At 63.0% G+C, this 24,303-nt stretch carries 20 protein-coding genes, 2 tRNA genes and 1 pseudogene; 15 read left to right on the top strand and 8 right to left on the bottom strand.

Features of this window, described 5'->3' with window-relative positions; translation table 11 throughout:
* Positions 1 to 96 precede the first annotated feature (96 nt).
* The 3 genes from ACW5W7_RS20210 to nadA all read left to right on the top strand — a co-directional run bounded on the left by ACW5W7_RS20210 (position 97) and on the right by nadA (position 1,532).
* Positions 97 to 172: transfer RNA gene (locus tag ACW5W7_RS20210), tRNA-Lys, on the top strand.
* 19 nt (positions 173 to 191) lie between these two features.
* Positions 192 to 267: transfer RNA gene (locus tag ACW5W7_RS20205), tRNA-Val, on the top strand.
* 191 nt (positions 268 to 458) lie between these two features.
* Positions 459 to 1,532, top strand: coding sequence for a quinolinate synthase NadA (gene nadA / locus ACW5W7_RS20200; RefSeq protein ID WP_349919524.1), 1,074 nt, complete (start codon positions 459 to 461; stop codon positions 1,530 to 1,532).
* 67 nt (positions 1,533 to 1,599) lie between these two features.
* On the opposite strand, the gene ACW5W7_RS20195 is transcribed toward nadA, so the two are convergent.
* On the bottom strand, positions 1,600 to 2,466 hold the full coding sequence (locus ACW5W7_RS20195; RefSeq protein ID WP_456502862.1) for a D-hexose-6-phosphate mutarotase: 867 nt from the start codon (positions 2,464 to 2,466) through the stop codon (positions 1,600 to 1,602).
* 87 nt (positions 2,467 to 2,553) lie between these two features.
* Positions 2,554 to 3,549, bottom strand: coding sequence for a type I glyceraldehyde-3-phosphate dehydrogenase (gene gap, locus ACW5W7_RS20190; protein ID WP_100859352.1), 996 nt, complete (start codon positions 3,547 to 3,549; stop codon positions 2,554 to 2,556).
* 340 nt (positions 3,550 to 3,889) lie between these two features.
* Between gap and malQ the strand changes: the two genes are divergently transcribed.
* From malQ to msrB, 4 genes are all read left to right on the top strand, one after another.
* Positions 3,890 to 6,079: a 4-alpha-glucanotransferase gene (malQ, locus tag ACW5W7_RS20185; protein ID WP_434664073.1), complete on the top strand. Its 2,190-nt coding sequence runs from the start codon at positions 3,890 to 3,892 to the stop codon at positions 6,077 to 6,079.
* A gap of 79 nt (positions 6,080 to 6,158) precedes the next feature.
* Positions 6,159 to 8,336 (top strand): 1,4-alpha-glucan branching protein GlgB, encoded by a 2,178-nt coding sequence (glgB, locus tag ACW5W7_RS20180; RefSeq protein WP_456502861.1) that lies wholly within the window; start codon positions 6,159 to 6,161, stop codon positions 8,334 to 8,336.
* Positions 8,336 to 10,477 carry a glycogen debranching protein GlgX gene (gene glgX, locus ACW5W7_RS20175; RefSeq protein ID WP_456502860.1) on the top strand — a complete coding sequence of 714 codons (2,142 nt, stop codon included), beginning with the start codon at positions 8,336 to 8,338 and terminating at the stop codon, positions 10,475 to 10,477. Before glgB ends, glgX begins: the two co-directional genes overlap by 1 nt.
* A 56-nt stretch (positions 10,478 to 10,533) precedes the next feature.
* Entirely contained in the window at positions 10,534 to 10,920 is a 387-nt protein-coding gene (gene msrB, locus ACW5W7_RS20170; protein ID WP_456502859.1) for a peptide-methionine (R)-S-oxide reductase MsrB, read from the top strand.
* A 78-nt stretch (positions 10,921 to 10,998) separates the two neighbouring features.
* On the opposite strand, the gene chrA is transcribed toward msrB, so the two are convergent.
* From chrA to ACW5W7_RS20155, 3 genes are all read right to left on the bottom strand, one after another.
* Positions 10,999 to 12,162 carry a chromate efflux transporter gene (gene chrA / locus ACW5W7_RS20165; RefSeq protein WP_456502858.1) on the bottom strand — a complete coding sequence of 388 codons (1,164 nt, stop codon included), beginning with the start codon at positions 12,160 to 12,162 and terminating at the stop codon, positions 10,999 to 11,001.
* Between the two features lie 166 nt (positions 12,163 to 12,328).
* Complete coding sequence (locus tag ACW5W7_RS20160; RefSeq protein ID WP_456502857.1) at positions 12,329 to 12,769, bottom strand: nucleotide triphosphate diphosphatase NUDT15; 441 nt, start codon at positions 12,767 to 12,769, stop codon at positions 12,329 to 12,331.
* A 335-nt stretch (positions 12,770 to 13,104) separates the two neighbouring features.
* Complete coding sequence (locus ACW5W7_RS20155; RefSeq protein ID WP_456502856.1) at positions 13,105 to 14,109, bottom strand: NADP-dependent oxidoreductase; 1,005 nt, start codon at positions 14,107 to 14,109, stop codon at positions 13,105 to 13,107.
* A gap of 219 nt (positions 14,110 to 14,328) precedes the next feature.
* Between ACW5W7_RS20155 and ACW5W7_RS20150 the strand changes: the two genes are divergently transcribed.
* The 3 genes and pseudogenes from ACW5W7_RS20150 to ACW5W7_RS20140 all read left to right on the top strand — a co-directional run bounded on the left by ACW5W7_RS20150 (position 14,329) and on the right by ACW5W7_RS20140 (position 15,478).
* Entirely contained in the window at positions 14,329 to 14,754 is a 426-nt protein-coding gene (locus ACW5W7_RS20150; RefSeq protein WP_349919509.1) for a MarR family winged helix-turn-helix transcriptional regulator, read from the top strand.
* Positions 14,755 to 14,783: 29 nt separating this feature from the next.
* Positions 14,784 to 15,015 (top strand): annotated as a pseudogene (locus ACW5W7_RS20145) (hypothetical protein).
* A 145-nt stretch (positions 15,016 to 15,160) separates the two neighbouring features.
* A complete protein-coding gene (locus tag ACW5W7_RS20140) occupies positions 15,161 to 15,478 on the top strand; it encodes a hypothetical protein (protein WP_349919506.1) in 318 nt (105 codons plus the stop codon).
* Positions 15,479 to 15,558: 80 nt separating this feature from the next.
* On the opposite strand, the gene ACW5W7_RS20135 is transcribed toward ACW5W7_RS20140, so the two are convergent.
* Both ACW5W7_RS20135 and ACW5W7_RS20130 read right to left on the bottom strand, forming a co-directional pair.
* Entirely contained in the window at positions 15,559 to 16,035 is a 477-nt protein-coding gene (locus tag ACW5W7_RS20135; RefSeq protein ID WP_349919504.1) for an Lrp/AsnC family transcriptional regulator, read from the bottom strand.
* Between the two features lie 307 nt (positions 16,036 to 16,342).
* Positions 16,343 to 16,957 (bottom strand): helix-turn-helix transcriptional regulator, encoded by a 615-nt coding sequence (locus ACW5W7_RS20130; protein WP_349919502.1) that lies wholly within the window; start codon positions 16,955 to 16,957, stop codon positions 16,343 to 16,345.
* Positions 16,958 to 17,115: 158 nt separating this feature from the next.
* On the opposite strand from ACW5W7_RS20130, the gene ACW5W7_RS20125 reads away from it, so the two are divergent.
* Positions 17,116 to 18,354, top strand: a complete 1,239-nt coding sequence (locus ACW5W7_RS20125; RefSeq protein WP_456502855.1) for an MFS transporter — start codon at positions 17,116 to 17,118, stop codon at positions 18,352 to 18,354.
* A gap of 161 nt (positions 18,355 to 18,515) precedes the next feature.
* Positions 18,516 to 19,334: a Cof-type HAD-IIB family hydrolase gene (locus ACW5W7_RS20120; protein ID WP_349919500.1), complete on the top strand. Its 819-nt coding sequence runs from the start codon at positions 18,516 to 18,518 to the stop codon at positions 19,332 to 19,334.
* 58 nt (positions 19,335 to 19,392) lie between these two features.
* On the opposite strand, the gene ACW5W7_RS20115 is transcribed toward ACW5W7_RS20120, so the two are convergent.
* Positions 19,393 to 19,956 carry a DUF2799 domain-containing protein gene (locus tag ACW5W7_RS20115; protein WP_349919498.1) on the bottom strand — a complete coding sequence of 188 codons (564 nt, stop codon included), beginning with the start codon at positions 19,954 to 19,956 and terminating at the stop codon, positions 19,393 to 19,395.
* A 206-nt stretch (positions 19,957 to 20,162) separates the two neighbouring features.
* Between ACW5W7_RS20115 and ACW5W7_RS20110 the strand changes: the two genes are divergently transcribed.
* The 3 genes from ACW5W7_RS20110 to ACW5W7_RS20100 all read left to right on the top strand — a co-directional run bounded on the left by ACW5W7_RS20110 (position 20,163) and on the right by ACW5W7_RS20100 (position 24,277).
* Positions 20,163 to 21,002 (top strand): isopenicillin N synthase family dioxygenase, encoded by an 840-nt coding sequence (locus ACW5W7_RS20110; RefSeq protein WP_456502854.1) that lies wholly within the window; start codon positions 20,163 to 20,165, stop codon positions 21,000 to 21,002.
* 210 nt (positions 21,003 to 21,212) lie between these two features.
* Entirely contained in the window at positions 21,213 to 22,526 is a 1,314-nt protein-coding gene (locus ACW5W7_RS20105) for a sodium-dependent transporter (protein WP_456502853.1), read from the top strand.
* Positions 22,527 to 22,963: 437 nt separating this feature from the next.
* Positions 22,964 to 24,277 (top strand): sodium-dependent transporter, encoded by a 1,314-nt coding sequence (locus ACW5W7_RS20100; RefSeq protein WP_456502852.1) that lies wholly within the window; start codon positions 22,964 to 22,966, stop codon positions 24,275 to 24,277.
* Positions 24,278 to 24,303: the final 26 nt, after the last annotated feature.

The raw sequence follows: 24,303 nt of genomic DNA, 5'->3' as shown, positions 1-24,303 counted from the left end.
GTCGTTTAGCTCAGCTGGGAGAGCACCTCCCTTACAAGGAGGGGGTCACTGGTTCGAGCCCAGTAACGACCACCATGCTTTAAAAATGATTTCGATGGGTCGTTAGCTCAGTCGGTAGAGCAGTTGACTTTTAATCAATTGGTCGCTGGTTCGAATCCAGCACGACCCACCATCATTTCACTGAATTCCCAGGTCGTTTAGCTCAGCTGGGAGAGCACCTCCCTTACAAGGAGGGGGTCACTGGTTCGAGCCCAGTAACGACCACCACTTTCTTGTCAAAGAAAGCAAGAAGCCCGCTGCATAGCGGGCTTTTTCGTTTCTGCGCTCCAGCGGGCTGGCAGGGAGCATAATTTCCAGTGGCGAAGCAGACTTAGCCCGAGCCCCGGATTTGCTGATGGGTTTGTGGCCGGCTTCTGGGTATAATTTTCGCCTTTCCAAGCGTTGATGGAACAGTCGCAATGAGCAATGCACTGAGCAGTGTCCCTCCTGCCGTCGAGATGGACTACCCCTTCCCGGTCAAGCCGGCCCCCCTGACTGCCGAACAGAAGGCGGCCCTGATCACCGAGATCAAGGCGCTGCTCGAGACGCGTCAGGCGGTGCTGGTCGCCCACTACTACACGGATCCCGAGATCCAGGCGCTGGCAGAAGCCACCGGCGGCTTCGTCGGTGACTCCCTGGAGATGGCCCGCTTCGGCCGGGATCACGCCGCCCAGACCCTGATCGTGGCAGGGGTGCGCTTCATGGGGGAAACCTCCAAGATCCTGAGCCCCCACAAGCGGGTGCTGATGCCGACCCTAGAGGCCGAGTGCTCCCTCGATCTGGGTTGCCCCATCGAGCAGTTCTCCGCCTTCTGCGATGCTCACCCAGACCATATCGTGGTGGTCTACGCCAATACCTCGGCGGCGGTGAAGGCTCGTGCCGACTGGGTGGTGACCTCCAGCATCGCGCTGGAGATCGTGGAGCACCTGGACAGCCAGGGTCACAAGATCATCTGGGGCCCGGATCGCCACCTCGGCGCCTACATCGAGAAGAAGACCGGCGCCGAGATGCTGCGCTGGCAGGGCCACTGCATTGTCCACGACGAGTTCAAGGCGCGGGCCCTGCGTGATCTGAAGGCTCAGAACCCGGATGCCGCCGTGCTGGTCCACCCGGAGTCCCCCGCCTCCGTCATCGAGCTGGCCGATGCGGTCGGTTCGACCAGCCAGCTCATCAAGGCAGCCAAAGAGCTGCCACAGCGCAAACTCATCGTGGCGACCGATCGCGGCATCTTCTACAAGATGCAGCAGGCCTGTCCGGACAAGGAGATGGTCGAGGCGCCCACGGGTGGGGATGGGGCCACCTGCCGCAGCTGTGCCCATTGCCCCTGGATGGCGATGAACGGCCTGGTGGCAATCAAGGAGGCGTTGACCGACGGCGCCGAGCGCCACGAGATCCTGGTGGATGAGGCGTTGCGGGTGAAGGCGTTGATCCCGCTGGATCGCATGCTGAACTTTGCCGCCGAACTCAAGTTGAAGACGCAAGGCAACGCCTGATCCGTCGCTGGAAATACAAAAAAGGGGCACCCAGTGGGTGCCCCTTCTGCATGAGACAAGTCGTGGATCAGAGGATCACGGTAGAGACGCTGTGCTCTTCGTCCGGTGCTATGGTCACACCGGCATCGGCGGTGATGGCCGCCTCAATGCAGAGCATGGTGCGATAGCCATCATCGCTCATGTCTGCCATGGCGCTGGCGCCTTCCAGCCAGGGGGTCCAGACCACGACGCTGTCGTGATTGCCACTGATCACCTGGGTCGTGCGTGCACCATCCTTGAGCCGCACCACGGACTCGGGCTGGCGGTAGATGCGATCCATGGCCCCTGAGAGGGTCAGAATGCCTTGTTGCCGCTCATCCTGGCCGCTCAGCTTGTCGAGGTAGGGCTCACCCAGCCCGCTGACGCTGACGGCCTCTGGCGCGCTTATCTGCAGATAGGTGTGCAGGGCGGCGTTGTAGACGATGGGGCTGTTGCCCGTGTTGCGGGTGGTCAGCACCAGGGAGAGCTCCTTGCCCACCAGCACGTCCAGCTCCAGTTCGAAGGCGTGGGGCCACAGGGCGCGCGTCGCCTCGTTGTCACGCAACGAGAGATGGACGAGCGTGCCATCCTCGTGATCGGAGACGCCATCCAGTGTCCACAGGGTGGTGCGGGCGACGCCGTGGGCCGGCTTGCCCTGACCCACCCGGGCGGGGGAGGGGCCAAACCAGGGCCAGCACAGGGGGATGCCGCCACGAATGGGTTTGCTGCCATCGAGCACGGCCTTGTCGCTCAGCCAGAGGGAGGCGGGCTCGCCATGGCGCTGGTAACTCAGCACATGGGCACCAAACAGACTGATCTCGGCCTGGGCGCTGTCGTTGTTGATGGTGAGCACGGGCAGACCCGTGGCGTTGTTGGCGAGCTTGCAGTGGGCTGTCAGGGGACGAATGGATTGCATGTGGGCTCCTGCCATGATGAAAACTGAAAACAACAAAAAGGCGGCCAATGGCCGCCTTTTTCATGCTACTTGATTGCGCATCCCAAATTACTTGGAGATGTGAGCGATCAGGTCCAGAACCTTGCTGGAGTAGCCCATTTCGTTGTCGTACCAGGATACAACTTTAACGAACTTGTCGTTCAGCTGGATACCAGCCTTGGCGTCGAATACGGAAGTCTGACGCTCACCCAGGAAGTCGGTGGAAACCACTTCGTCTTCGGTGTAACCCAGAACACCCTTCATGGCACCTTGGGAGGCAGCCTTCATGGCTTCACAGATTTCAGCGTAGGTAGCGGCTTTCTTCAGGTTGACGGTCAGGTCAACAACAGACACGTCCGGAGTCGGAACGCGGAAGGCCATACCGGTCAGCAGACCCTTCAGCTCGGGGATAACCACGCCAACGGCCTTGGCAGCACCGGTAGAGGACGGGATGATGTTCTGAGCCGCGCCGCGGCCACCGCGCCAGTCTTTGGCAGATGGACCATCAACGGTCTTCTGGGTAGCAGTGGTAGCGTGAACGGTGGTCATCAGGCCGGATTCGATACCGAAGGTATCGTTCAGAACCTTGGCGATGGGGGCCAGGCAGTTGGTGGTGCAGGAAGCGTTGGAAACGATGTCCTGGCCAGCGTAGGTGGCGTCGTTAACGCCCATGACGAACATCGGGGTCGCGTCTTTGGACGGACCGGTCAGTACGACTTTCTTGGCGCCGGCAGCGATGTGCTTGCGAGCGGTCTCGTCGGTCAGGAACAGACCGGTGGCTTCGGCAACAACATCAACACCGATGTCGCCCCATTTCAGGTTTGCCGGGTCACGTTCAGCGGTAACACGTACGGTTTTGCCGTTGACAACCAGGTTGCCGTCTTTGACTTCAACGGTGCCATTGAAACGACCGTGAGTGGAGTCGTACTTCAGCATGTAAGCCATGTAGTCAACGTCGATCAGGTCGTTGATACCAACAACTTCGATGTCGTTGCGCTCGGCGGCCAGACGGAATACGAAACGGCCGATGCGGCCAAAACCGTTAATACCTACTTTGATAGTCATAATTGGTTACCTAACTGTTCAGTAGTCAAAGAAAATTCCGTTTGTAAATTTACTAGAACTCCCCCGTGAGTCAACCAACAATCTGCGCGAAATTGCGCTATATCATGAAAAACTGTGAAATTTATTTTCGGTTTATGTAACTGGCTACCAACTTTTGTTGAATCCGTCATCAGCCGATTGCCGCCACAGCGATCAACAATAGTGCCTGTCCGGTCACACATCCAGCCGGGGAGATATGTAAAAATGTGCGCGGTTTAGCATGGCCCATAGAGCCACTGTTCAAGTACCACCCATAAAAATTAATCATATAGATAGAATCCACAGCGGGAATTCTCAAACTATGACCACCCTGATTGAACAGCTGGCTGCCGCCAAAGGTATTGCCAGTGAGTATGTTGATGCCTGGGGCAATCCGGCCCAGGTATCGGAAGAGAGCAAGGCCGCCATGCTGGGCGCCATGGGTTACCGCGTCGATGACGAGGATGCCCTGACCGAGCAGCTGGAAGAGGAGCATCGCCAGCACTGGCTGCGGGCTCTGGATCCCGTGATGGTGGTACGCAGCGGCGAACCCATCAGCCTGGAAGTGCGCCTGCCCCTGGAGTTCGTGAACGATGCCCTCAGCTGGCAACTGGTGCAGGAGCATGGCGCCATTTTGTCCGGCCAGATCACCCCCATCGACGGGGAGCTGGTCGGGGTCGCCGAATTCGAGGAGATGGAGTGCCAGGCCTATCGGGTGGCACTGGCTGCGCAACCCGAGCTCGGCTATCACCAGCTGGTGCTGCTGGAGGAGGGCAACGACGAGCCGCTCGCCACCATGCGCCTCATCGTCGCCCCCAAGTCCTGCTACAAGCAGGCCCCCATCGCCAATGGCCAGAAGGTGTGGGGGCCAAGCGTGCAGCTCTATTGCCTGCGCAGCCGCCACAACTGGGGCATTGGCGATTTCAGCGATCTCGGCCAGCTGGTCGAGAAAGCCGCCGCCTGGGGCGCCCACTTCGTCGGTCTGAACCCCATTCACGCCCTCTACCCGGCCAACCCGGAGAGCGCCAGTCCTTACAGCCCCTCCTCCCGCCGCTGGCTCAACGTGGCCTACATCAACGTGGAGGCGGTGCCGGAGTTTCTGGCCAACGAGCGGCTCAAGGCCGAGGTTGCCTCTCCTGCATTCCAGCAGTTGCTGGCCTCCCTGCGGGCCAAGGAGAACGTCGATTACACCGGTGTCATCCAGACCAAGATCGGCATGCTGCGCCAGGTGTTCGATCAGGGGAAACTGACCGCCGAGCGCCAGGCCAGCTTCGATGCCTTCGTGGCGGCCGGTGGTGACAGCCTGCAACAGCAGGCGGTGTTCGATGCCCTGCAGGCCCACTTCTACGACCAGGGTGACAATGCCTGGGGCTGGCCGGTCTGGCCGGATGCCTTCCGCGACTATCACAATCCCGAGGTGGCGAACTGGACCGCCGAGCATCAGGCCGATGTCAGCTTCTACCTCTATCTGCAATTCCTGGCCGACGAACAGCTTGCGCAAGCAGACGCCCGCGCCAAGGCGGCCGGCATGGTGATGGGGATCTACCGGGATCTGGCGGTGGGTGTCTCCGAAGGCTCCACCGAGATCTGGGCGAACCGGGATCTCTACTGCCCGAAAGCCTCGGTCGGTGCGCCGCCCGACATCCTGGGCCCGCTCGGTCAGAACTGGGGCCTGCCCCCCATGAACCCGAACCAGCTGTTCGAGGCGGCCTATCAGCCCATGGTGGATCTGTTCCGCGCCAACATGCGCTCCTGCGGCGCGCTGCGCATCGACCACGTGATGGCCTTGCTGCGCCTGTGGTGGGTGCCGCCCGGAGAATCCGCCGCCAAGGGAGCCTACATCTATTACCCGGTCAACGACCTGCTGGGGATCCTGGCGCTCGAATCCCACCGCAATCAGTGCCTGCTGATCGGCGAGGATCTCGGCACCGTGCCGGAAGGCATCGATGTGACCCTCAAGGAGAACGGCGTCCACTCCTACAAGGTGTTCTTCTTCGAGCGCTCCAAGGCGGACGGCGGCTTCATCTCCCCGGCTCACTACACCGAGCAGGCGATGTCGGCCCTGACCACCCACGACATGCCGACCCTCAAGGGCTTCTGGCACTGCGACGATCTGGCGCTGGGTCGCGAGCTGGGTCTGTACCCGGATGAAGCGGTACTCAAGACCCTGTATGCTGATCGCCACCAGGCCAAGCAGCGGATCCTCGACAGCCTGCACGCCCACGGGGTCATCTCGGGCAACATCAGTCACGACGTGAACTGGGTCGGCATGAACACCGAACTCAACCACGGCCTGCAGTTGCACATGTCCCGCGGCAGTTGTGCCCTGTTCAGCACCCAGCTGGAGGACTGGCTGGAGATGGACAAGCCGGTGAACGTGCCGGGTACCAGCTATGAGTACCCCAACTGGCGTCGCAAGCTCTCCCGGGATCTGGAAGATATCTTTGCCGACGAGGCGCTCAAGGCACTGGCAAGCAGGATGAGCCTGGCTCGTCATGAGGCCGGTCGTTGAGCCACCGTCGCCAACTGACTCATATTTATCCGCTCCGGCTTCGGCCGGCGCGGATGTTCAGCCATGAAAGGAAATGCCGATGCCCGTTGAACGTTTGGTTGCCGCCCGCTGTGCCGATCCCTTCTCGTCCCTAGGCCTGCTGGCCAATCCGGGTGGGCCAGGCCTCAAGCTGACAGCCTGGCTGCCCGATGCCCTGGAGGTTCGCGTCAGGGATCTCAAGTCAGGCAAAATCGTTGCCACCCTGACCCCCACCGATGAATCGGGCCTTTTTGAAACTGTTTTCACTCGCCGCAAGAATCCCTTCCCCTATCAGCTGACAGCCATCTACCCCGATGCCAGTACCGAATTCATCGATCCCTATCAGTTCCAGGCCGCCGCCTGGGAAGGACTGGCGGAGCTGACCCACCAGCCGGAAAACCTCTACCACACCCTCGGCGCTCAACTGCGCACCGTCGAACACCTCGGCCAGCGGGTGGAAGGGGTGCGCTTTGCCGTCTATGCCCCGAGCGCCAGCGCGGTGAGCCTCATCGGTGACTTCAACTTCTGGGATGGCCGCCGCCACCCCATGCAGCGCAGCCAGTGCGGTCACTGGGTGCTGTTCGTGCCCGGTCTCAAGGCCGGAGAGCGCTACAAGTTCGAGCTGAAGGATCCGGCGGGCAACCGTCTGCCCCACAAGAGCGACCCGGTGGGCTTCTACTGCGAGCAGTACCCGTCGTTCGCCTCCGTCATCCATGACCACGACCAGTATCAGTGGCAGGATGCCGCCTGGCGCGAGAGCCAGCGCAATGACAAGCGGGAGCAGCCCATCTCCATCTACGAGCTGCACGCAGGCTCCTGGAAGCGCCACCCGAACGGTGACAGCCTGAGCTGGCGCGAGCTGGCGGTGGATCTGGTCGATTATGTCAAGGAGATGGCCTACACCCACATCGAGCTGATGCCGGTCTCCGAGCACCCCTTCAGCGGATCCTGGGGCTACCAGCCGGTGGGCATGTTCTCCCCCACCAGCCGCTTCGGCGGTGTCGACGACTTCAAGTACTTCGTGGACTGCTGCCACCAGGCGGGGATAGGGGTCATCCTGGACTGGGTGCCCGCCCACTTCCCGTCCGATGCCCACGGCCTGGCCCGTTTCGACGGCACCCCGCTCTATGAGTACGAGGATCCGCGCCGGGGCTGGCACCCGGACTGGAACTCCTACATCTATGACTTCGGTCGCAACAACGTGCGCCAGTTCCTGGTGGCGAGCGCCCTGTTCTGGCTGGACAAGTTCCATGTGGACGGGCTGCGGGTGGATGCGGTCGCCTCCATGCTCTATCTGGACTATTCCCGCAACGCCGGCGAGTGGGTGCCAAACGTCGACGGGGGCAACCACAACTACGAGGCCATCAGCCTCTTGAAGTGGACCAACGAGGAGGTGTACGGCAAGTACCCTCACGCCATGACCATCGCCGAGGAGTCCACCGCCTTCGCCGGGGTCTCCAGACCCACCTTCCTGGGGGGCCTGGGTTTTGGCTTCAAGTGGAATATGGGCTGGATGCACGACACCTTGAGCTACATGCAGAAGGAGCCCATCCACCGCCGCTACCACCACAACGAGATGACCTTCTCCATGGTGTATCACTATGACGAGAACTTCATCCTGGCCCTGTCCCACGACGAAGTGGTGCACGGCAAGCACTCCCTGCTCTACAAGATGCCGGGGGACGAGTGGCAGCAGGCCGCCAACCTGCGGGCCTACATGGGCTTCATGTACGGCCACCCCGGCAAGAAGCTCAACTTCATGGGCACCGAGATCGCCCAGAGCAACGAGTGGAATCACGACGCCCAGCTGCCCTGGCACCTGCTGCAATACCCCAAGCACGGTGGCCAGCAGCGCTTGATCCGCGACCTCAACCAGCTCTATCGTCATGATGCCGCCCTGTTCGAGGCGGATTATGAGCGCAGCGGCTTCCGCTGGCTGGATCATCAGGACGCGGACAACAGCATCTTCGCCTGGTTGAGGGCGAACAAACAGGGTGAAAATCCCGTCATGGTGGCCAGCAACTTCACGCCCGTGCCGCGTATCGGTTACCGGCTAGGAGTTCCGGCGTCCGGTGGTTATCGGGTGGTGCTCAACACCGACAGCGAGCATTACTGGGGCAGCAACTATGATGTGGGCCTGGCCTTCGTCGCCGAGCCGACCCCCTGGCAGGGGATGACGCACAGCATAGTGCTGGACCTGCCGCCGCTCGCGACCTTGTTCATCAAACAGGAGTCTTGATGTTTGTAATGGAAACCGGGGTGGATTACCCGCTGGGCGCCCGTCTGGACGAGACGGGTTGCCACTTCTGTGTCTGGGCGCCTCAGTCGGACAAGGTGGAACTCTGTCTGTTCGACGAGCAGGAGCAGGAGCTGGTCCGGCTGACCCTGCCCGGCCAGCGCGGCCAGTATCGCTTCGGCCATGTGCGCGGGGTGAAAGCCGGCCAGCGCTACGGCTATCGGGTCCATGGCACCTCGGACGAGGGCATGCTGTTCGATCCGGACAAGCTCCTGATCGACCCCTATGCCCGGGCCCTCAGTCGATCGACCCACTGGGACGATGGCCTCTACGAGGGGGACAGCGCGGCCATGGTGGCCAAGTCGGTGGTGGTGGATGACGCTTTCGACTGGCAGGGGGTCGGCAAGCCGGCCTTGCCGCCGGAGCGGGTCGTGCTCTACGAGACGCACGTCAAGGGGCTCACCCGCCAGCATCCGGGCATCCCGGAAGGGCTGCGCGGCACCTACCTCGGGGTCAGCCATCCGCTGATGATCGAACACATGCAGTCGCTCGGCATCACGGCGGTGCAGCTGATGCCGGTGGCGGCCTACATGTCCGAGCCGAGGCTTGCCCAGCTTGGCCTCACCAATTACTGGGGCTACAACCCCATCGCCTTCTTCGCCCCCGAACCGCGCTACGGCTCGGGAGAGGCGGTGACCGAGTTCAAGACCATGGTGCGCGAGCTGCACCGGGCCGGGATCGAGGTGATCCTGGATGTGGTCTACAACCACACCGCCGAGTCGGGCTTTGACGGCCCCATGCTGTCGCTGAAGGGGTTCGACAACGCGGGCTACTATGCCTTCGAGAGCGGGGCCCATGGCCCGGACTACAGCCGTCACGCCAATGTCACCGGCTGTGGCAACAGCGTCAATCTGGATCACCCCAACAGCCTGCGGCTGGTGCTGGATGCCCTGCGCTACTGGGTGACCGAGATGCAGGTTGACGGTTTCCGCTTCGATCTGGCCGTGACCCTGGCCCGGGAAGCGGGGGAGTTCGACCCCATGAGCGCCTTCTTCAAGGCCATGATGGCGGATCCCGTGCTGGCGCGGGTCAGGCTCATCGCCGAGCCCTGGGACATCGGTCCCTTCGGCTATCGTCTCGGTCAGTTCCCGAGCCGCTGGCTGGAGGTCAACGACCGCTATCGCGATACCGTGCGCGCCTTCTGGCGCGGGGACGGGGGCAAGATGGGGGATCTGGCCACCCGGCTGGTGGGGTCGCGGGATCTCTTCCCCAAGAACTGGCGAGCCCCCCACACCAGCGTCAACTACCTCTGCTACCACGACGGCTTCACCCTGGAGGATCTGGTCTCCTACAACCAGCGTCACAACCAGGCCAATGGTGAAGACAACCGGGATGGTCATGGCAACAACCTCTCCTACAACCACGGGGTGGAGGGGCCGACGCTGGATCCGCGGGTCAACAACCTGCGCCAGCAGCAGAAACGCAACCTGATAGCGACCCTGCTGCTCTCCCAGGGCACGCCGCACTTCCTGGCCGGGGACGAGATGGGCCGCAGCCAGCTTGGCAACAACAACGCCTACTGTCAGGACAACAGGATCAGCTGGGTCAACTGGCAGTGGCGGCCGGAGGATGAGCGGCTGCTCGCCTTCACCCGCCAGATGATGGCCCTGCGCGCCGAATCCAACGTCTTCTCCAACCTGCAACTGGTCGATGACAGCTGGAATGGCAAGGCGACCAGCTGCCACAAGGTCAACTGGTACCATCCAGACGGCCACCAGCTGACCGAGCAGGAGTGGCATGCGCCCATGGGACAGGCGTTTGCCATGGACATCGGCATGCTCGACTGCGGTGGGGAGCGCTGGTACGTGTTGTTCAACGCCAGCGACTACGACATCCAGTTCCACCTGCCGACGGCGGGAGAGGGGATGGAGTGGGTCCAGCTCATCGATACCGCCACCAACGATGGCATGCCCTTCCTGCCCGATGACGTCAAGCGTCAGGTGGCGGTGGGTCATGCCCGCTCCCTCAAGCTGCTGGAGCGGGTCGCTCTGTCGGCGGTGGCGCTGGCGGCGGACGGGGTCACGACGACGGCGGATGTTGCCGCGGTGTTGCCAACGGGATCACAGTTCCCGCTGGCGGGCTAGAGTCAGGGCCCCCGAGTGGGTATGCTGGGCATCGGTTTGAGAGGCAAGGAGTCAGTATGAGCGGCAACAATCCCGAGCAATGGCGCACCAGGTTGAGCCCTGAGCAGTTCCACGTCTGCTGGGAGAAAGGCACAGAGCGCCCCTACAGTGGCGCCCTGCTCCACAATCGCAAGAGTGGGGACTACCAGTGTGTCTGCTGCAAGAGCGTGCTGTTTCACTCAGGAGCCAAGTTTGACTCGGGCTGCGGCTGGCCCTCGTTCGATCGGGCCATCGAGGGACGGGTGAACTACACGGAAGACCGCAGTCACGGCATGACCCGGGTGGAGATCACCTGCAGCCAGTGCGGTTCCCACCTGGGACACGTCTTCCCGGACGGGCCGACCGAGACCGGCCAGCGTTACTGCGTCAACAGCCTGAGTCTGGATTTCGATCCCGACGCGTGAAGCCTTGCGTGCAACGAGATGACAAGCGGCGTCCCTTAACAGGGGCGCCGTTTTTTTATGGGCGTCAGGCCGTGGGCGTCAGTGCAGCAGCAGGCTGGCCGTCACCAGCAGGGCGGCCAGAGGCAGGATGGGCAGCGTCAGGACTCGCAGCAGATAGAAGCCCAGAGCTGCCAGCGCCAGATCGGTGGGGGCCTGCACGGCGCTCTGCCACACCGGCTGATAGAGGGCCGCCAGCAGCAACCCGACCACGGCGGCGTTGATGCCCCCCACGGCGCCTGCGAGGGCGGGGTGGGCGAGCCAGCGCTGCCAGCAGGGGCCGACGGCCCACAGCAGCAGAAAGCCCGGCAAAAATAGCGCGAGCGTTGCCAGCAGGGCTCCCGCCAGGGGGGCGGCCGGCAGCAGCAGGGCGCCGAGATAACTCGCCAGGGTGAACAGCGGGCCGGGCACCAGTTGGGCCAGGCCATAACCGGTCATGAGCTGTGGTTGGCTCAGGGTCTGCCCCAGCCCCTCGCTCAGCAGGGGCAGCACCACGTGACCGCCGCCAAACACCAGGCTGCCCGCCCGATAGAAGTCGGCAAACAGCTGGCTGGCGGGCCCCTGGGCCAGCAGGGGCAGGCCGATCAGCAAGAGGACGAACAGCAGCAGGGTCGGCCAGTGAGGCTGGCGAGCCCGGATGTCGGGAGCGAGAGAGGCGGGCGGTTCAGTGCCTTCCCCCCGGCCAAGGCGGGCACAGAGCAGGGCGGCCCCGCCCAGCAACAGGAGCTGGGTCAGGAGTCCGGGTTGCCACCAGAGGGCGGCGGCGCTCACCACCATGATCCCCTGGTGCAACCGGCTCTGGCAGAACTGGCGGCTCATGGTGAACACCGCATCGGCCACCACGATGAGCGCCAGCAGCTTGAGGCCGTGCAGGACGGCATCCAGCCAGAGGTTTTCCCCCAGTTGCGCGAGGCCGATGGCGGCGGCAAACAGCAGCAGGAAGGAGGGAAGGGTGAAGCCAATGAAGGCGGCCAGGGCGCCATAGAGCCCCGCATGCTGGCGCCCGATGGCGAAACCGAGCTGGCTGGAGGCCGGCCCCGGCAGCAGCTGGCACAGGGCCAGCTGGCGGGCAAATTCGGCCTGGTTGAGCCACCCCAGGCGCTGGACGAAGGTGCGCTGGAAATAGCCGATATGGGCGGCAGGGCCGCCAAAACTGATGCACCCCAGCCACAGAAATTGCAGAAAAACCGCCGTTACCCTCGTCACCCTCACCTCACACTCCGAATTCGCCCCAGGAGCATATGACAGTTTTGTGATGATTTGATGACGGGTGGCCAGCCCCGGCGACGCGGGCCTGGATTGGCTGGCCTGAGCGGGAAAAACCGCCATCTCCGGCCAGCGGGCAGAGCATGATCATCGCGCTATCGCGTGATCAGGCTGGCTGGTCGGCCTGAGGCAGATAGCAACGACCTGCCAGCCAGCAGGCGATGGACTGACGGCTGGCATCGAAGTGGGGCTCGGGCAGGGCGCGGGGATCGCACCAGACCCAGCCTTCGCATTTTTCGGGTTCCAGCAGTTGGGGTTCCCCTTCCACCTCTGCCAGCAGGGTGACGGAGACATAGTGCAGCCCGCTCTCGCGCCAGGTCTCCAGATTGTTGGTGACGGCGATGACGCGGGGAGTCGTGATGGCGAAGCCCGTCTCCTCGGCCACCTCGCGGATGGCGGCGGATTCGAAACTCTCCCCCAGCTCCAGATGACCGCCGGCGATGGACCAGTAGGGGGCATGGCTGCCCTTGCGTTTGCCAAGCAGTACCTGGCCTGCCGCATTGGTCAGGATGACGCCGACACCGACGCGGGGATAGGGAGTGGGCATGGGCGCTCCTTGCTGGGATTGAGACATCGGGCACGCTGCCCATCCGTCGGTGTGCGGGGAGAGACGACACCTCACCCGCTGGGCGGACAGCATAAAAAAACGGGCCCACCTTAGGACGGATGGGCCCGTTTCGCAAGCACCCCGGACGGCAGTGCTGACGCTTCTATCTCAAAATCGGATGGATGTGGATGCAATACATCTGTTTAAACGATAGTTATCATCCCGGTTTGGCCCGGTTTGGCCCGGTTTGGCCCGGTTTGGCGATGGGTTACGCCCGCTGTTCGCCATCTGGCGCCGATCCCGGAGCTTCCCGGCTCAGCGGCCAGCACCGATCATCAGCCCAGCTTGACCAGCATCTTGCCGGTGTTGCGGCCCTCGAACAATCCGATGAAGGCTTGCGGCATGCTGGCCAGCCCCTCATAGACGGTCTCCTCGCTCTGCAGGGCTCCGGCTTCGAAGGCGGGGATGGCCTCGGCCAGGAAGTCGCCGTAGTGCTGCCAGTGATCGGACACCAGCAGCCCCTGCAGCAGGATGCGTTTACGGATGATTTGAGAGAGGTTGCGCGGGCCGCTGGCGCCCCCCTGGCTGTTGTACTGCTCGATGAGGCCGCACAATACGATGCGTCCGTGCAGCGCCATGTGGTTGAGGGCCGCTTCCAGCAGGGCGCCGCCGACATTCTCGAAGTAGACCTGAATGCCGTCCGGCGCGAGGCGGGCCAGCTCGGCATCGAGATCCGGCGTCTCCTTGTAGTTGATCACCGCATCGGCCCCCAGGGTCTTGAGATAGGCCACCTTGTCGGCGGAACCGGTGGAGCCGATGACCCGGGCCCCGGCTCGCTTGGCGAGCTGGACCACCATGGTGCCGACCGCGCCGGAGGCGGCCGAGACCAGCACAGTCTCACCCGCCTGCAACTGGGCGACCTTGTGCAGCCCCGCCCAGGCGGTCATGCCCGGCATGCCGAGAGCGCCGAGGAAGCGCTGGGGGGGCAGGTCGGTGGCGGGCAGCCGGGTCAGCTGCGCCGGCTTGGCGATGAAGGCATCGCGCCAGCCTTGCATGCTGCTGACCTTGTCCCCCACCGCGAAGTCCGGGTGACGAGAGGCCTGCACCGTGCCGATGGCACCGCCCTCCAGGGGGGCGTTGAGGGCGAAGGGGGGTACATAGCTCTTGACCTCGCTCATGCGGCCGCGCATGTAGGGATCCACCGACAGCCACTGGTTGGCGACCAACACCTCTCCCTCCTGCAAGGGGGGCAGGGAAACGGCCTGCAGGCTGAAGTCATCCTGGGTCGGCAGGCCGCTTGGGCGGCGCAGCAGCTGGATCTGGTGGCTGAGCTGATTCATGGTGTCTCTCCAAAGGGTTGGGGGTGGCATGGCTCGTTTAGCCTGCGCCTGCCCGGACCTGGCGTCCAGTCATTGAGTGGGCCCGGGGTGATTTATCTTGCGTGCAAGTTAAAAGCAGCCTAAACCTGAATAGACGGCCTGGTAACTGCTTTGTGTGCAAATTATTCAGCCCTCCCTCTTCCTGGGGTATACTGGCCCCCAATGTCTGCGAGGTGTCCCATGAGTGAACTGAAAAAACAGGTCTGTTTCGCCCTCTACAGCGCCTCCAATGCGGTGATGCGCGCCTATCGACCACTGCTGGACAAGCTGGATCTCACCTACACCCAATATCTGGTGATGCTGTCGCTCTGGGCGCGGGACGAGGTCAGCCTCAAGGAGATAGGTCAGGAGACCGGGCTGGATGCAGGCACCCTGACCCCCATCGTCAAGCGGCTGGAGAGCAAGGGCTGGCTGACTCGGACCATCTCCAGCGAAGACGAGCGGCAGAAGTGCATCCGGCTCACCGAGGCAGGGCGCCAGTTGCAACAAGGGGTCAAGGAGTGCTGCCTGGTGGACAACTTGCGCAGCCAGCTGGATCTGGACGATGCTGAGCTGTCCCAGTTGAAGCAGCTTTGCGATCGCCTTGCCGCCCAGCTGGGGCGCTGAGTCAGACCACCTTGCTGGGGAGCCATCCGATGAAAGCCATGTTACCCCTGTTTGCCTTGCTGCTCGGTGCCTGCACCGGCGGCACCCCCCCCCGCGTCTGAGCTGCAGATCGATGATGCTGACGCCTGGCAGGCCATCTGCAAGGATGGGGTGCGGGTGCGGGCCATCAGTGATGAGAAGATCTGCGACGCCCATCGCGGCGTGGCCATGTGGACGAATAAGCCAAGGTCTGTGCGGATGGCAGAGGAAGCCACCAAGTAGTGTGATCAAGACGCCATAAAATGACACAACCGGCCCCTTGGCCGGTTTTTTTCGCGATCCCGTCTGCACTTTGCCATCTTGTTCATGGTGCACTCATTTTTCTCTTCCCATACTGGCTCCATAGTGCCAAAGGAGGAGAGAAGAGATGCAATCATCCATCGTCGGGCTCTCCATTCTGTGGGGGCTGGCCAGTTTTGGGGTTCAGGGGGATTTCATCGAGAGCCGTGATTCCGTTGCGCCGTCCTGGCAGGCCGAGTCCAGAGTGGAGATGGAAGGGTATTTGATAGAGTCATTGGGTGAGGATCGCTGGTTGTTCGACAACGGCAGCGAGAGCCTGCTGGTCTCCTTGCCGCAAGGGCAGTGGGTACCGGAGGGGGAGCGTCTGCGACTGAGCGGCGAGCCCCAGCATGAGCAGGCCGGCTGGCTGCTGCAGGTGCAGGCGGTGAGCCCGGTGAGCGTCTGAATGTCAGTCCGTCAATGACACCTTGAATGACGAAGAGGAGGCCTTGGCCTCCTCTCTTGTTTTTCTCCCCGCAGAGATGCTCACCCCAGGTGATTGAGGGGCAGCGCCGTCTTGTGCTTGATCCGGCGCAGCACGAAGCTGGATCGCACCCCGGTCACGCCGGGGATATGGGTCAGCTTGTCCAGCAGGAAGTGCTGGTAGTGTTCCATGTCCCGCACCACGACCTTGAGCTGATAGTCGGCATCATTGCCGGTGATGAGGTCACACTCCAGCACCTCGGGCAGATCCTGGATGGCCTTGTCGAAGCTCTCGAACCGCTCCGGCGTGTGCCTGTCCATGGAGATGTGGATGTAGGCGGTGAGGGTCAGCCCCAGTTGGCGGGCGTTGAGCAGGGTGACATGGGTATCGATGAGACCGGCATCCTCCAGCGCCTTGACCCGGCGGGAGCAGGGGGAGGGAGAGAGGCCGACCAGTTCGGCCAGCTCCAGATTGCTGATGCGACCATTTTCCTGCATCAGCTCCAGAATATGCCTGTCTATACGATCAAGTTTCAGCATTCTCCGTACCTCGTTGCAATTACTAATTCACTTTTCCTAGATTAAGGGTGAACTATTGCAAAAACAACCGAAAAAGCCTGCTACTTCACAACCACTCACCGCCACAGCGGGGATATGATAATTCCATCTTCCGGTGGCAAAGCAGATACCCGACCAGGTCTCTGCGGTGAAGGACCTTACCGGGTCATCAACCCCATCAGCCGTCCAACCTTATCGGGAACAGGCGGGCTGGACCGAGAGCATCCCCTCCCCGAAGGCAACAAAGCAGGCATCCCGGCGCCTGCTTTGTTGTTTTTGGGCGTCGGCCTCAGGGCCGGATGCGATAGAGGCAGCGCGCATCCCCCTCCAGCAGGTATTGCTCCCGCTCCACCTCGGCCGGGGCCAGCAACTGGCGAAACATCGCCAGCTCGCTTCGGCAAAATCCCCGGCAGGCCCGCGCCGCGGCGCAGATGGGGCAGTGATTCTCCCACCACAACCAGCTGCCATCCTCCTCCTGGCGCATGTCCGCCATGTAACCTTCCCGGCTGCGCAGGGTCTTGAGGCTCGCCAGCTTGTCCGCCAGCGCGGGCTGGGTCAGCGCCGCCTGATAGCGACCCATCATCTGCTGCTCCCGCCGGACGATGAGTTGATCCATCCCTTCCTCACCAAAGAGCTGCCGCACGTCGTCGATGAGCTGCAGGGTCAGCTCGCTGTGGGTATCGGGGAAGCGCTGCCAGGCCTGATCGGTCAGCTGCCACAGCCGCACCGGCCGACCCCGGCCACGGGCCTCGTCGCGAAAGTCCACCAGTCCCTCGGCCTCCAGGGAGAGCAGATGCTGGCGGGCCCCCATGGAGGTCATCTGCAACTGCTCGCCGAGGGCGGCGGCACTCTGGGGGCCCTGGCTTTTGAGCAGGTAGAGGATCTTGTCGGTGCTGGCGTTCATGAAGGGTCCTCGTCAGTGGCGGGGAGCGGCGCGGTCGGGCACTGGCTTGATGGGGCCATTATGGGGAGGGGGCTCATTTAAATCAATTATTCGCTTTACTTAATAGAGCCACTCACCTCAGTATAAATAAACAAATAGCTTTATTTAATGAGGCAAACATGGAAGGAATCAAGACGCAGGCCACCCTCTGGGTACTGGTGATGACGGTGACCCTGGCGGTGGCGGGCTTCAGTCTACCCTCCCCGGTGCTGGCGCCCCTGATGCTGGATCCGGCCCAGGGCATGCTGGATCCGGAGGCGTCGGACTGGAGTCGCAAGGTGTGGCTCGGCGTCATCATGGGGCTCTACCCCCTGTTCCAGCTGCTGGGCGCCCCCTGGCTCGGCAAGCTGTCAGATCGTTATGGCCGCAAGCCGGTGCTGACCCTCTGCCTCATCGGGGTGCTGGCGGGCTACGCCCTGATGGCGCTTGGCATCGCCTGGCGCTCCCTGCCGCTGCTCCTGCTGAGCCGGGTACTCGAAGGCTTCTTCAACGGCGACATCGCCATCGTCCAGGCCATGGCGGCGGATCTGAGCACTCCCAAGACCAAGGCGCGCAACTTCGCCAGGATCAACATCGGCATGAACCTCGGCTGGGTGCTGGGTCCCATGATCGGGGGCTATGCCGCGGTGATCTCCGGGGATTACAGCCTGGCGGCCTGGCTGGCGGTGGCCATGACGGCGGTCAACCTGCTGCTGATCCTCTGGCTCATCCCCAACCGGCCACCAGTAGCGACCACGGAGGCACTGGCGCCGCTCTCGACCCGCCAGCTGCTGTTGCAACCCCGGCTGCTGCCCTACTTCGTGCTGACCCTGCTGAGCTATGGTGCGGTGCAGCTCTACTTCACCTACTTCAACGTCTGGCTGGTGGAGCGGCTGGCCTGGGATCCGGCGCAACTGGCCCAGGCGGCCGTGCTGGTGAGCGTACCCATGATGCTGGGCTCCTGGCTCGGGGAGTTGCTGGCCCGTCACTGGCGCGGCAGCACGCTGGGGATCGTCGGTCATCTGGTGATGGCGGCGGGCATGCTGATGTTCGTGCTGCCGAGCCAGTGGTGGGGGCTGGCGCTCACCTTCATCCCGGCCGGCATCGGCATGAGTCTGGGGGAGCTGGCGACCTCGGTCGCCGTCTCCAACCGCAGCCATGCCAGCCAGCAGGGGCAGGCGATGGGGCTCTATCGCGGGCTGGCGGTGGGCAGCGAGATCCTGGCGGTGGTGGTGGGCAGCGTCGTGCTGCTGGCGGGGACCCAGTGGCCCTTCTATCTGGCGACCCTGTGCGGGGTGATCTGTGCCCTCGGCTTCTACGGGTTACGCCGGGCGGCTGACCGGGGAGCGTTGGCGGACACGGCGGTCGAGCCCGGTTGATCCCGGGCCCGGGTGGATCACAAATTGGCGCAGACGGGGCAGGGGAGGCTTGCATCGGGGCGCCGACTCTGGGACGGTATGGCTCTTTGACCCCTTACCCCTGTCGCCCGGCCACTCTGCTCTCACCTTGCGCCTCGCGATACTCAGACTCTGGAGGTGATATGAGCGAGTTCAAAGCGATTGCGTTGGACATGGACGGTACTTTGTTGACCCGGGATCATCAGGTCTCGCCCGCGACCCGGGCCGCCCTGAGCGAGGCCCGTGCGAGGGGCATCAAGGTGCTGCTGGTGACGGGGCGCCACTTCATGACGGCGCGCCCCTTCCACCACGAGCTGGCCCTCGACACCCCCATCATCTGCAGCAACGGCGCCTACCTCTATGATCCGGTGCAAGACCGCATCCTGGCGGGGGATCCTCTGGCGGTCGGGCCGCTGCGGGCCCTGCTGGCCGAGGTCGAGAGTCAGCAGATGGAGGCGCAGTTTCACCTGAGCGATGGCATCGGCTACATCGGCTGCGAGGATTATGTGGCCAGGATCCAGCGCAGATCCGACAACCTGCCCGATCACCTCAAGATCTCCCTGCTGCCGGCGGACGATCTCGAACCCTGGCTGCAGGCCCCCATCTGGAAGCTGGAGTTGTTCAACCAGGATCCGGGCCGCCTGCACCGCTTCGTGGGGGAAGTGGTGCAGGGCATGCCCTTTACCCAGGACTGGGCGGCCCCCTACGCGGTGGAGCTGGTGCAACCCGGTTGCAGCAAGGGCAACCGGTTGGCCCAGTGGGCGGCGAGCGAGGGCATCGCCATGGAAAACGTGGTGGCCTTTGGGGACAACAACAACGACATCAGCATGTTCGAGCAGGTGGGGCTGGCGGTGGCCATGGGCAATGCGGCGCCCCAGATCCAGGCCCACGCCCACAAGGTCACTGCGGATCACAACGAAGACGGCATCGCCCTGGCGCTGCAGCGCTGGGTTCTGGCCTGAGCGGGTTTTTGCCCTGAACAGGGGGTGAGCCCCGCCGGATGGCGGGGCTCCGAGGGGATCAACTGCCGAAGGAGAACTGGATCACCCGATCCGGGAAGCGGATACGGTTGTACTCCCGTCGCACTCCCTCGTAGTGGCGGATGGCCCGCTCGCGCTGGGCACGATAGTAGTCCCGCTGCTTGGCGTCGTTCTCGGCGCGGATCTGCTGATCCAGCTGGTAGATATTTCGCTCGGTGCGCTCCAGCTCCTGCTGCAGATCGCCGAGGCGCTCGGCCAGCAGGAACTCCTTGCGACCCCGTTCGAACTGGGTGAGGAAGGTCGTATCGTTGGGGCAGACGCCCAGGTACTCGTTCCCCTCCTTGCCCTTGCTGTAGGCAAGTTCGGGGATGCAGTAGAGCTCCAGCCCCTTGGTGTAGCCCCGCAGCCATTCCGCCTCGTCCACCTTGAGGCCATACTCCCCGCAGGTCTTGCTGTAGCCGGCGCTGGCCGCCCGGGTCTTGCCCTCGGTGCCATCCTGATAGCCCTGGTTGTACCAGCTCATGGCACGGCACTCCTCTTCTGAGAACGAACTGCAACCGGCGAGCAGCAGGGTCAGGATTGGCAACAACATCCTTGGGGACATGGCAGGGCTCCGAATGTAAAAGTGCAGGCATTCTAGAGAGGAAGCCTGAGCGGGACAAGGGGCCGTCATCATCCCGGGCAAGCCTGGATGTCATGATATTTTTGTCAGTATTTTCAGTCTGTTATCAACCCATGTCGGGCAACCTTTCCTTGCCGGGGGAGGCAGGGTAAACTGCGCCTACTTTTAACTGGCGCGTAACAAAAATAATGAAAGTCCTGACCGTTGATTACCGTTCCCCCGATGCGGCCGAGCGTTTCACCGAATCCCTGCGTACCACCGGCTTCGGGGTGCTGACCAACCACCCCATCCCCAAGGAGCTGGTGCAGTCCATCTATGACAACTGGTATCGCTTCTTCATGAGCGAGCAGAAGCACGACTTCCTGTTCAACCGCGAGACCCAGGACGGCTACTTCCCGCCCTCCGTCTCCGAGGTGGCCAAGGGCAACAGCCAGAAGGACATCAAGGAGTACTTCCACCTCTATCCCTGGGGCCAGATGCCGGCCGCGCTGAAGGATCAGGCGATGGAGTACTACGCCCTCGCCAACAACCTGGCCGCCGAGCTGCTGGGCTGGGTGGAGCAGTACACCCCGAGCGATATCGCTGCCCACTACAGCGCCCCCCTCTCCTCCATGATCGAAGAGAGCCACAAGACCCTGCTGCGGGTGCTGCACTATCCGCCGTTCGACGGCACCGAGGCGCCGGGGGCCATCCGCGCCGCCGCCCACGAGGACATCAACCTGCTCACCATACTGCCCGCGTCCAACGAGCCGGGCCTGCAGGTGAAGGGCTCCGACGGGGAGTGGATGGATGTGCCCTGCGACTTTGGCACCCTGATCATCAACATCGGTGACATGTTGCAGGAGGCCTCCCACGGCTACTACCCCTCCACCACCCATAGGGTGATCAACCCGACCGGTGGCAGCGTCGCTAAGTCCCGCATCTCCCTGCCGCTGTTCCTGCACCCGCGCCTGGACGTGGTGCTCTCCGAGCGCCACACCGCCCACAGTTATCTGATGGAGCGGCTGCGGGAGCTGGGGGTCATCTAGTCCCGCGCCGTTCCCAGATAATGCAAAACCGGAGCAAACAGGCTCCGGTTTTTGTTTTATGGCACGAATGGATGCTAAACCGAAGATTATTAGTCATTGCTGCTAATAAGTCGGTTTTAAGCCAGAGATACGACGAGTGATTGCGAAGGGGGCGGCGTAATCTGTGCGCCATGACGGGTCCAACTGGCGGGCCCTTAGATTGGAGTTCTTATGAAGCAGTCCCAATGGTCATCCCGGCTCGGTTACATCCTGGCCGCCGCGGGTTCCGCGGTCGGTCTCGGCGCCATCTGGAAGTTCCCCTATGTCACCGCCGCCAACGGCGGTGGCGCCTTCCTGCTGGTGTTTCTCGTGTTCAGTTTCACCCTGGGGGTGGCGGTGCTGATGGGGGAGACCCTGCTCGGCAGCCTGACCCGGCGCGGCGCCGTGGGGGCTTTCGGTATGCTTCTGGGCAAGCGCTGGCGCTGGGTCGGCGCCATGGGGCTCTTGTGCAGCCTGCTCATCTACTGCTTCTACAGCGTGGTGGGGGGCTGGACCCTGGGTTACACCGGCATGGCCCTGGCGGGGGATCTGCAACAGGGTGATGGCGCTGCCCTCACCGCCCGTTTCAACGACTACGTCGGCGATCCCCTCTGGCCCGTGCTGACCCACCTGCTGTTCGCGGGCCTCACCTGGTGGTTCGTGCAGGGCGGGGTACAAAAAGGGGTGGAGCGCACCCTGCGCTGGATGATGCCGGCCCTCTTCATCATGATGCTGCTGCTGGTGGCCTTCGGCCTGAGCCTGCCCAACGCCATGGCCGGGGTGCGCCACTTCCTGATGCCGGACTTCAGCAAGCTCGGCATGTCCGGGGTGCTGGACGCCCTGGGGCTGGCCTTCTTCTCCCTCTCCATCGGCCTTGGCATCCACACCACCTATGGCGCCTACCTGCCGAGCAGCGAGGGGGTGGGACGCTCCAGCCTCTGGGTGGTGCTCTTGGCGAGCCTCATCGCCGTGCTGGCGGGGCTGATGATCTTCCCGGTGCTGGCGGCGACCGGCATCGATCCCGCCTCGGGTCCAGGACTCACCTTCATGACCATGCCAGCGGTGTTCCAGCAACTGCCGTTCGGCCAGGGGCTGGCGGTGATCTTCTTCGCCCTGCTGGTGGTGGCGGCGCTCTCCTCGTCCATCTCCTTGCTGGAGCATCTGCAGTGCTTCCTGGTGGAGAGCTTCGGCTGGTCGCGCCGCGCGTCCTGCAACCTCATCACCGGGGTGGTGATGGCGGGGGGGATCCCGGTCAGCCTGTCGTTCGGCCCCTGGGCGAGCATCACCCTGTTTGGCAAGAACATCTTCGAGCTGCTGGATTTCGTCACCTCCAATCTGCTGATGCCCCTGTTCGGGCTGGCCCTCACCCTGCTGCTCGGCTGGAAGCTGGGCCGCCGTGCCTTGCCCGAGGGGCTGGCTCCCCACTGGCGTCGGCTGGTGATGGGTTGCTGGCGCTGGGTCGCCCCCCTGCTTATCGGCGGCATCCTGGTACGCGGCCTGATCTGAGGACGCAGGCCGGGGGGCAGGAGATCGTGCTCCTCGGCCAGCCGTCATTCCCCGGTGACCACTCGGTGCCGGGGTCTCTTTATCGACAGAATTGACTCTATATAAAGCACCATTAAATTTTAATTTTGTGACTTTTTATTCTGATATTTTTTGTTTTTATTGTCTGATTGGCTGTATTGTGAGCCCGGATGGAGGATTAACTGTCAACATCTCTTGCCATGGTTTAGGCTGTGGCTCCGTTTCGTCGTGCAGGCCCTGTCCTTGATGTCACCCTCCAATCTTCCCTTTGGTCGATTTTCCCACTCTTCGGAGAGGTGACCTTGCACGCGCAGTTTGTCTGAATGTTCATTGCAAAGGTCGCCAGAGGCGGCCTTTTTGTTGTCCCGCATCGTGCGGCTACCCATGGAGTATCGAATGTTGTCTTGCCAGGAGGTTGTATGAGCCAGGTTCAATGGTCTTCCCGTCTTGGGCACGTGCTGGCGGCGGCCGGCACCGCCATCGGCCTCGGTGCCATCTGGAAGTTTCCCTATGTGACCGCCACCAACGGTGGTGGTGCCTTCCTGCTGGTGTTCCTGCTGTTCAGCTTCACCCTGGGAGTGGCGGTGCTGGTGGGGGAGACCCTGCTCGGCAGCCGCAGCCAGCGCGGGGTACTCGGTGCCTTCAACAAGCTCATGGGGCCTAACTGGCGCTGGATGGGGTACATGGGGATACTGTGCGGCTTCTTCATCTACAGCTTCTACAGCGTGGTGGGGGGCTGGACCGTGGGCTATGCGGCGCTGGCGGTAGCGGGCAAGCTGAACCTGAGCGAGGGGGCGGCGCTGACCGCCCTGTTCAACGGTTACGTGAGTCACCCCTGGTGGCCGGCGCTGACCCATCTGGTGTTCGCCGGGCTCACCTGGTGGTTCGTGCAGGGCGGCATCCAGAAAGGGGTGGAGCGGGCCCTGCGCTGGATGATGCCGGCGCTCTTCATCATGATGCTGCTGCTGGTGGCGGTGGGCCTCTCCATGCCGGGTTCCCTGGCCGGGGTACGCCAGCTGTTGCTGCCGGACTTCTCCATGCTCACCGGCCAGAGCGTGCTGGATGCCCTGGGACTCGCCTTCTTCTCCCTCTCCATCGGCCTGGGGGTGCATACCACCTATGGCGCCTATTTGCCCAATAGCGACGGTGTGCTGCGTTCCGGCGTCTGGGTGGTGACCCTGGCGAGCCTCATCTCGGTGCTGGCAGGGCTGATGATCTTCCCGGCGCTGGCCTCCACCGGCATAGACCCCACCGCGGGCCCCGGCCTCACCTTCATGACCATGCCCGCCGTGTTCAATCACCTGCCGTTCGGCCAGGGGCTGGCGGTGGTCTTCTTCCTGCTGCTGCTGGTGGCGGCGCTCTCCTCCTCCATCTCCATGCTGGAGCACCTGGTGCGCTTCACCACCGAGGAGTGGGGCTGGTCACGGCGCGGCGCCTGCCGGGTGCTGACCCTGCTTATCATGGTATCCGGCATTCCGGTCAGCCTGTCGTTCGGCCCCTGGAGCGAGCTGACCCTGTTTGGCAAGACCATCTTCGATCTGCTGGACTACCTCACCTCCAACCTGATGATGCCGCTGTTCGGCCTGGTGCTGACCCTGCTGCTGGGCTGGCGCCTCGGGGACAGCATCTTGCCCACCGATTTGTCCCCTGTGCTGCGTTCCTGCCTGCTCTGGTGCTGGCGACTGGTGGCGCCGCTGCTCATCACCGGCATCCTGGTGCGAGGCATCCTCTAATAAGCGAGGAGTGATAAAACGAGAGG

The organism is Aeromonas intestinalis (assembly GCF_054052485.1).
Note: the sequence above shows the minus strand (reverse complement) of the source record. Positions and strands in the feature narration are given on the sequence as shown.

Bases quoted from the DNA above. Each gene is read 5' to 3' on its own strand.
- nadA (WP_349919524.1), top strand. From the start codon at position 459: ATGAGCAATGCACTGAGCAGTGTCCCTCCTGCCGTCGAGATGGACTAC.
- ACW5W7_RS20195 (WP_456502862.1), bottom strand. From the start codon at position 2,466: ATGCAATCCATTCGTCCCCTGACAGCCCACTGCAAGCTCGCCAACAAC.
- gap (WP_100859352.1), bottom strand. From the start codon at position 3,549: ATGACTATCAAAGTAGGTATTAACGGTTTTGGCCGCATCGGCCGTTTC.
- malQ (WP_434664073.1), top strand. From the start codon at position 3,890: ATGACCACCCTGATTGAACAGCTGGCTGCCGCCAAAGGTATTGCCAGT.
- glgB (WP_456502861.1), top strand. From the start codon at position 6,159: ATGCCCGTTGAACGTTTGGTTGCCGCCCGCTGTGCCGATCCCTTCTCG.
- glgX (WP_456502860.1), top strand. From the start codon at position 8,336: ATGTTTGTAATGGAAACCGGGGTGGATTACCCGCTGGGCGCCCGTCTG.
- msrB (WP_456502859.1), top strand. From the start codon at position 10,534: ATGAGCGGCAACAATCCCGAGCAATGGCGCACCAGGTTGAGCCCTGAG.
- ACW5W7_RS20160 (WP_456502857.1), bottom strand. From the start codon at position 12,769: ATGCCCACTCCCTATCCCCGCGTCGGTGTCGGCGTCATCCTGACCAAT.
- ACW5W7_RS20155 (WP_456502856.1), bottom strand. From the start codon at position 14,109: ATGAATCAGCTCAGCCACCAGATCCAGCTGCTGCGCCGCCCAAGCGGC.
- ACW5W7_RS20150 (WP_349919509.1), top strand. From the start codon at position 14,329: ATGAGTGAACTGAAAAAACAGGTCTGTTTCGCCCTCTACAGCGCCTCC.
- ACW5W7_RS20140 (WP_349919506.1), top strand. From the start codon at position 15,161: ATGCAATCATCCATCGTCGGGCTCTCCATTCTGTGGGGGCTGGCCAGT.
- ACW5W7_RS20135 (WP_349919504.1), bottom strand. From the start codon at position 16,035: ATGCTGAAACTTGATCGTATAGACAGGCATATTCTGGAGCTGATGCAG.
- ACW5W7_RS20130 (WP_349919502.1), bottom strand. From the start codon at position 16,957: ATGAACGCCAGCACCGACAAGATCCTCTACCTGCTCAAAAGCCAGGGC.
- ACW5W7_RS20125 (WP_456502855.1), top strand. From the start codon at position 17,116: ATGGAAGGAATCAAGACGCAGGCCACCCTCTGGGTACTGGTGATGACG.
- ACW5W7_RS20120 (WP_349919500.1), top strand. From the start codon at position 18,516: ATGAGCGAGTTCAAAGCGATTGCGTTGGACATGGACGGTACTTTGTTG.
- ACW5W7_RS20115 (WP_349919498.1), bottom strand. From the start codon at position 19,956: ATGTCCCCAAGGATGTTGTTGCCAATCCTGACCCTGCTGCTCGCCGGT.
- ACW5W7_RS20110 (WP_456502854.1), top strand. From the start codon at position 20,163: ATGAAAGTCCTGACCGTTGATTACCGTTCCCCCGATGCGGCCGAGCGT.
- ACW5W7_RS20105 (WP_456502853.1), top strand. From the start codon at position 21,213: ATGAAGCAGTCCCAATGGTCATCCCGGCTCGGTTACATCCTGGCCGCC.
- ACW5W7_RS20100 (WP_456502852.1), top strand. From the start codon at position 22,964: ATGAGCCAGGTTCAATGGTCTTCCCGTCTTGGGCACGTGCTGGCGGCG.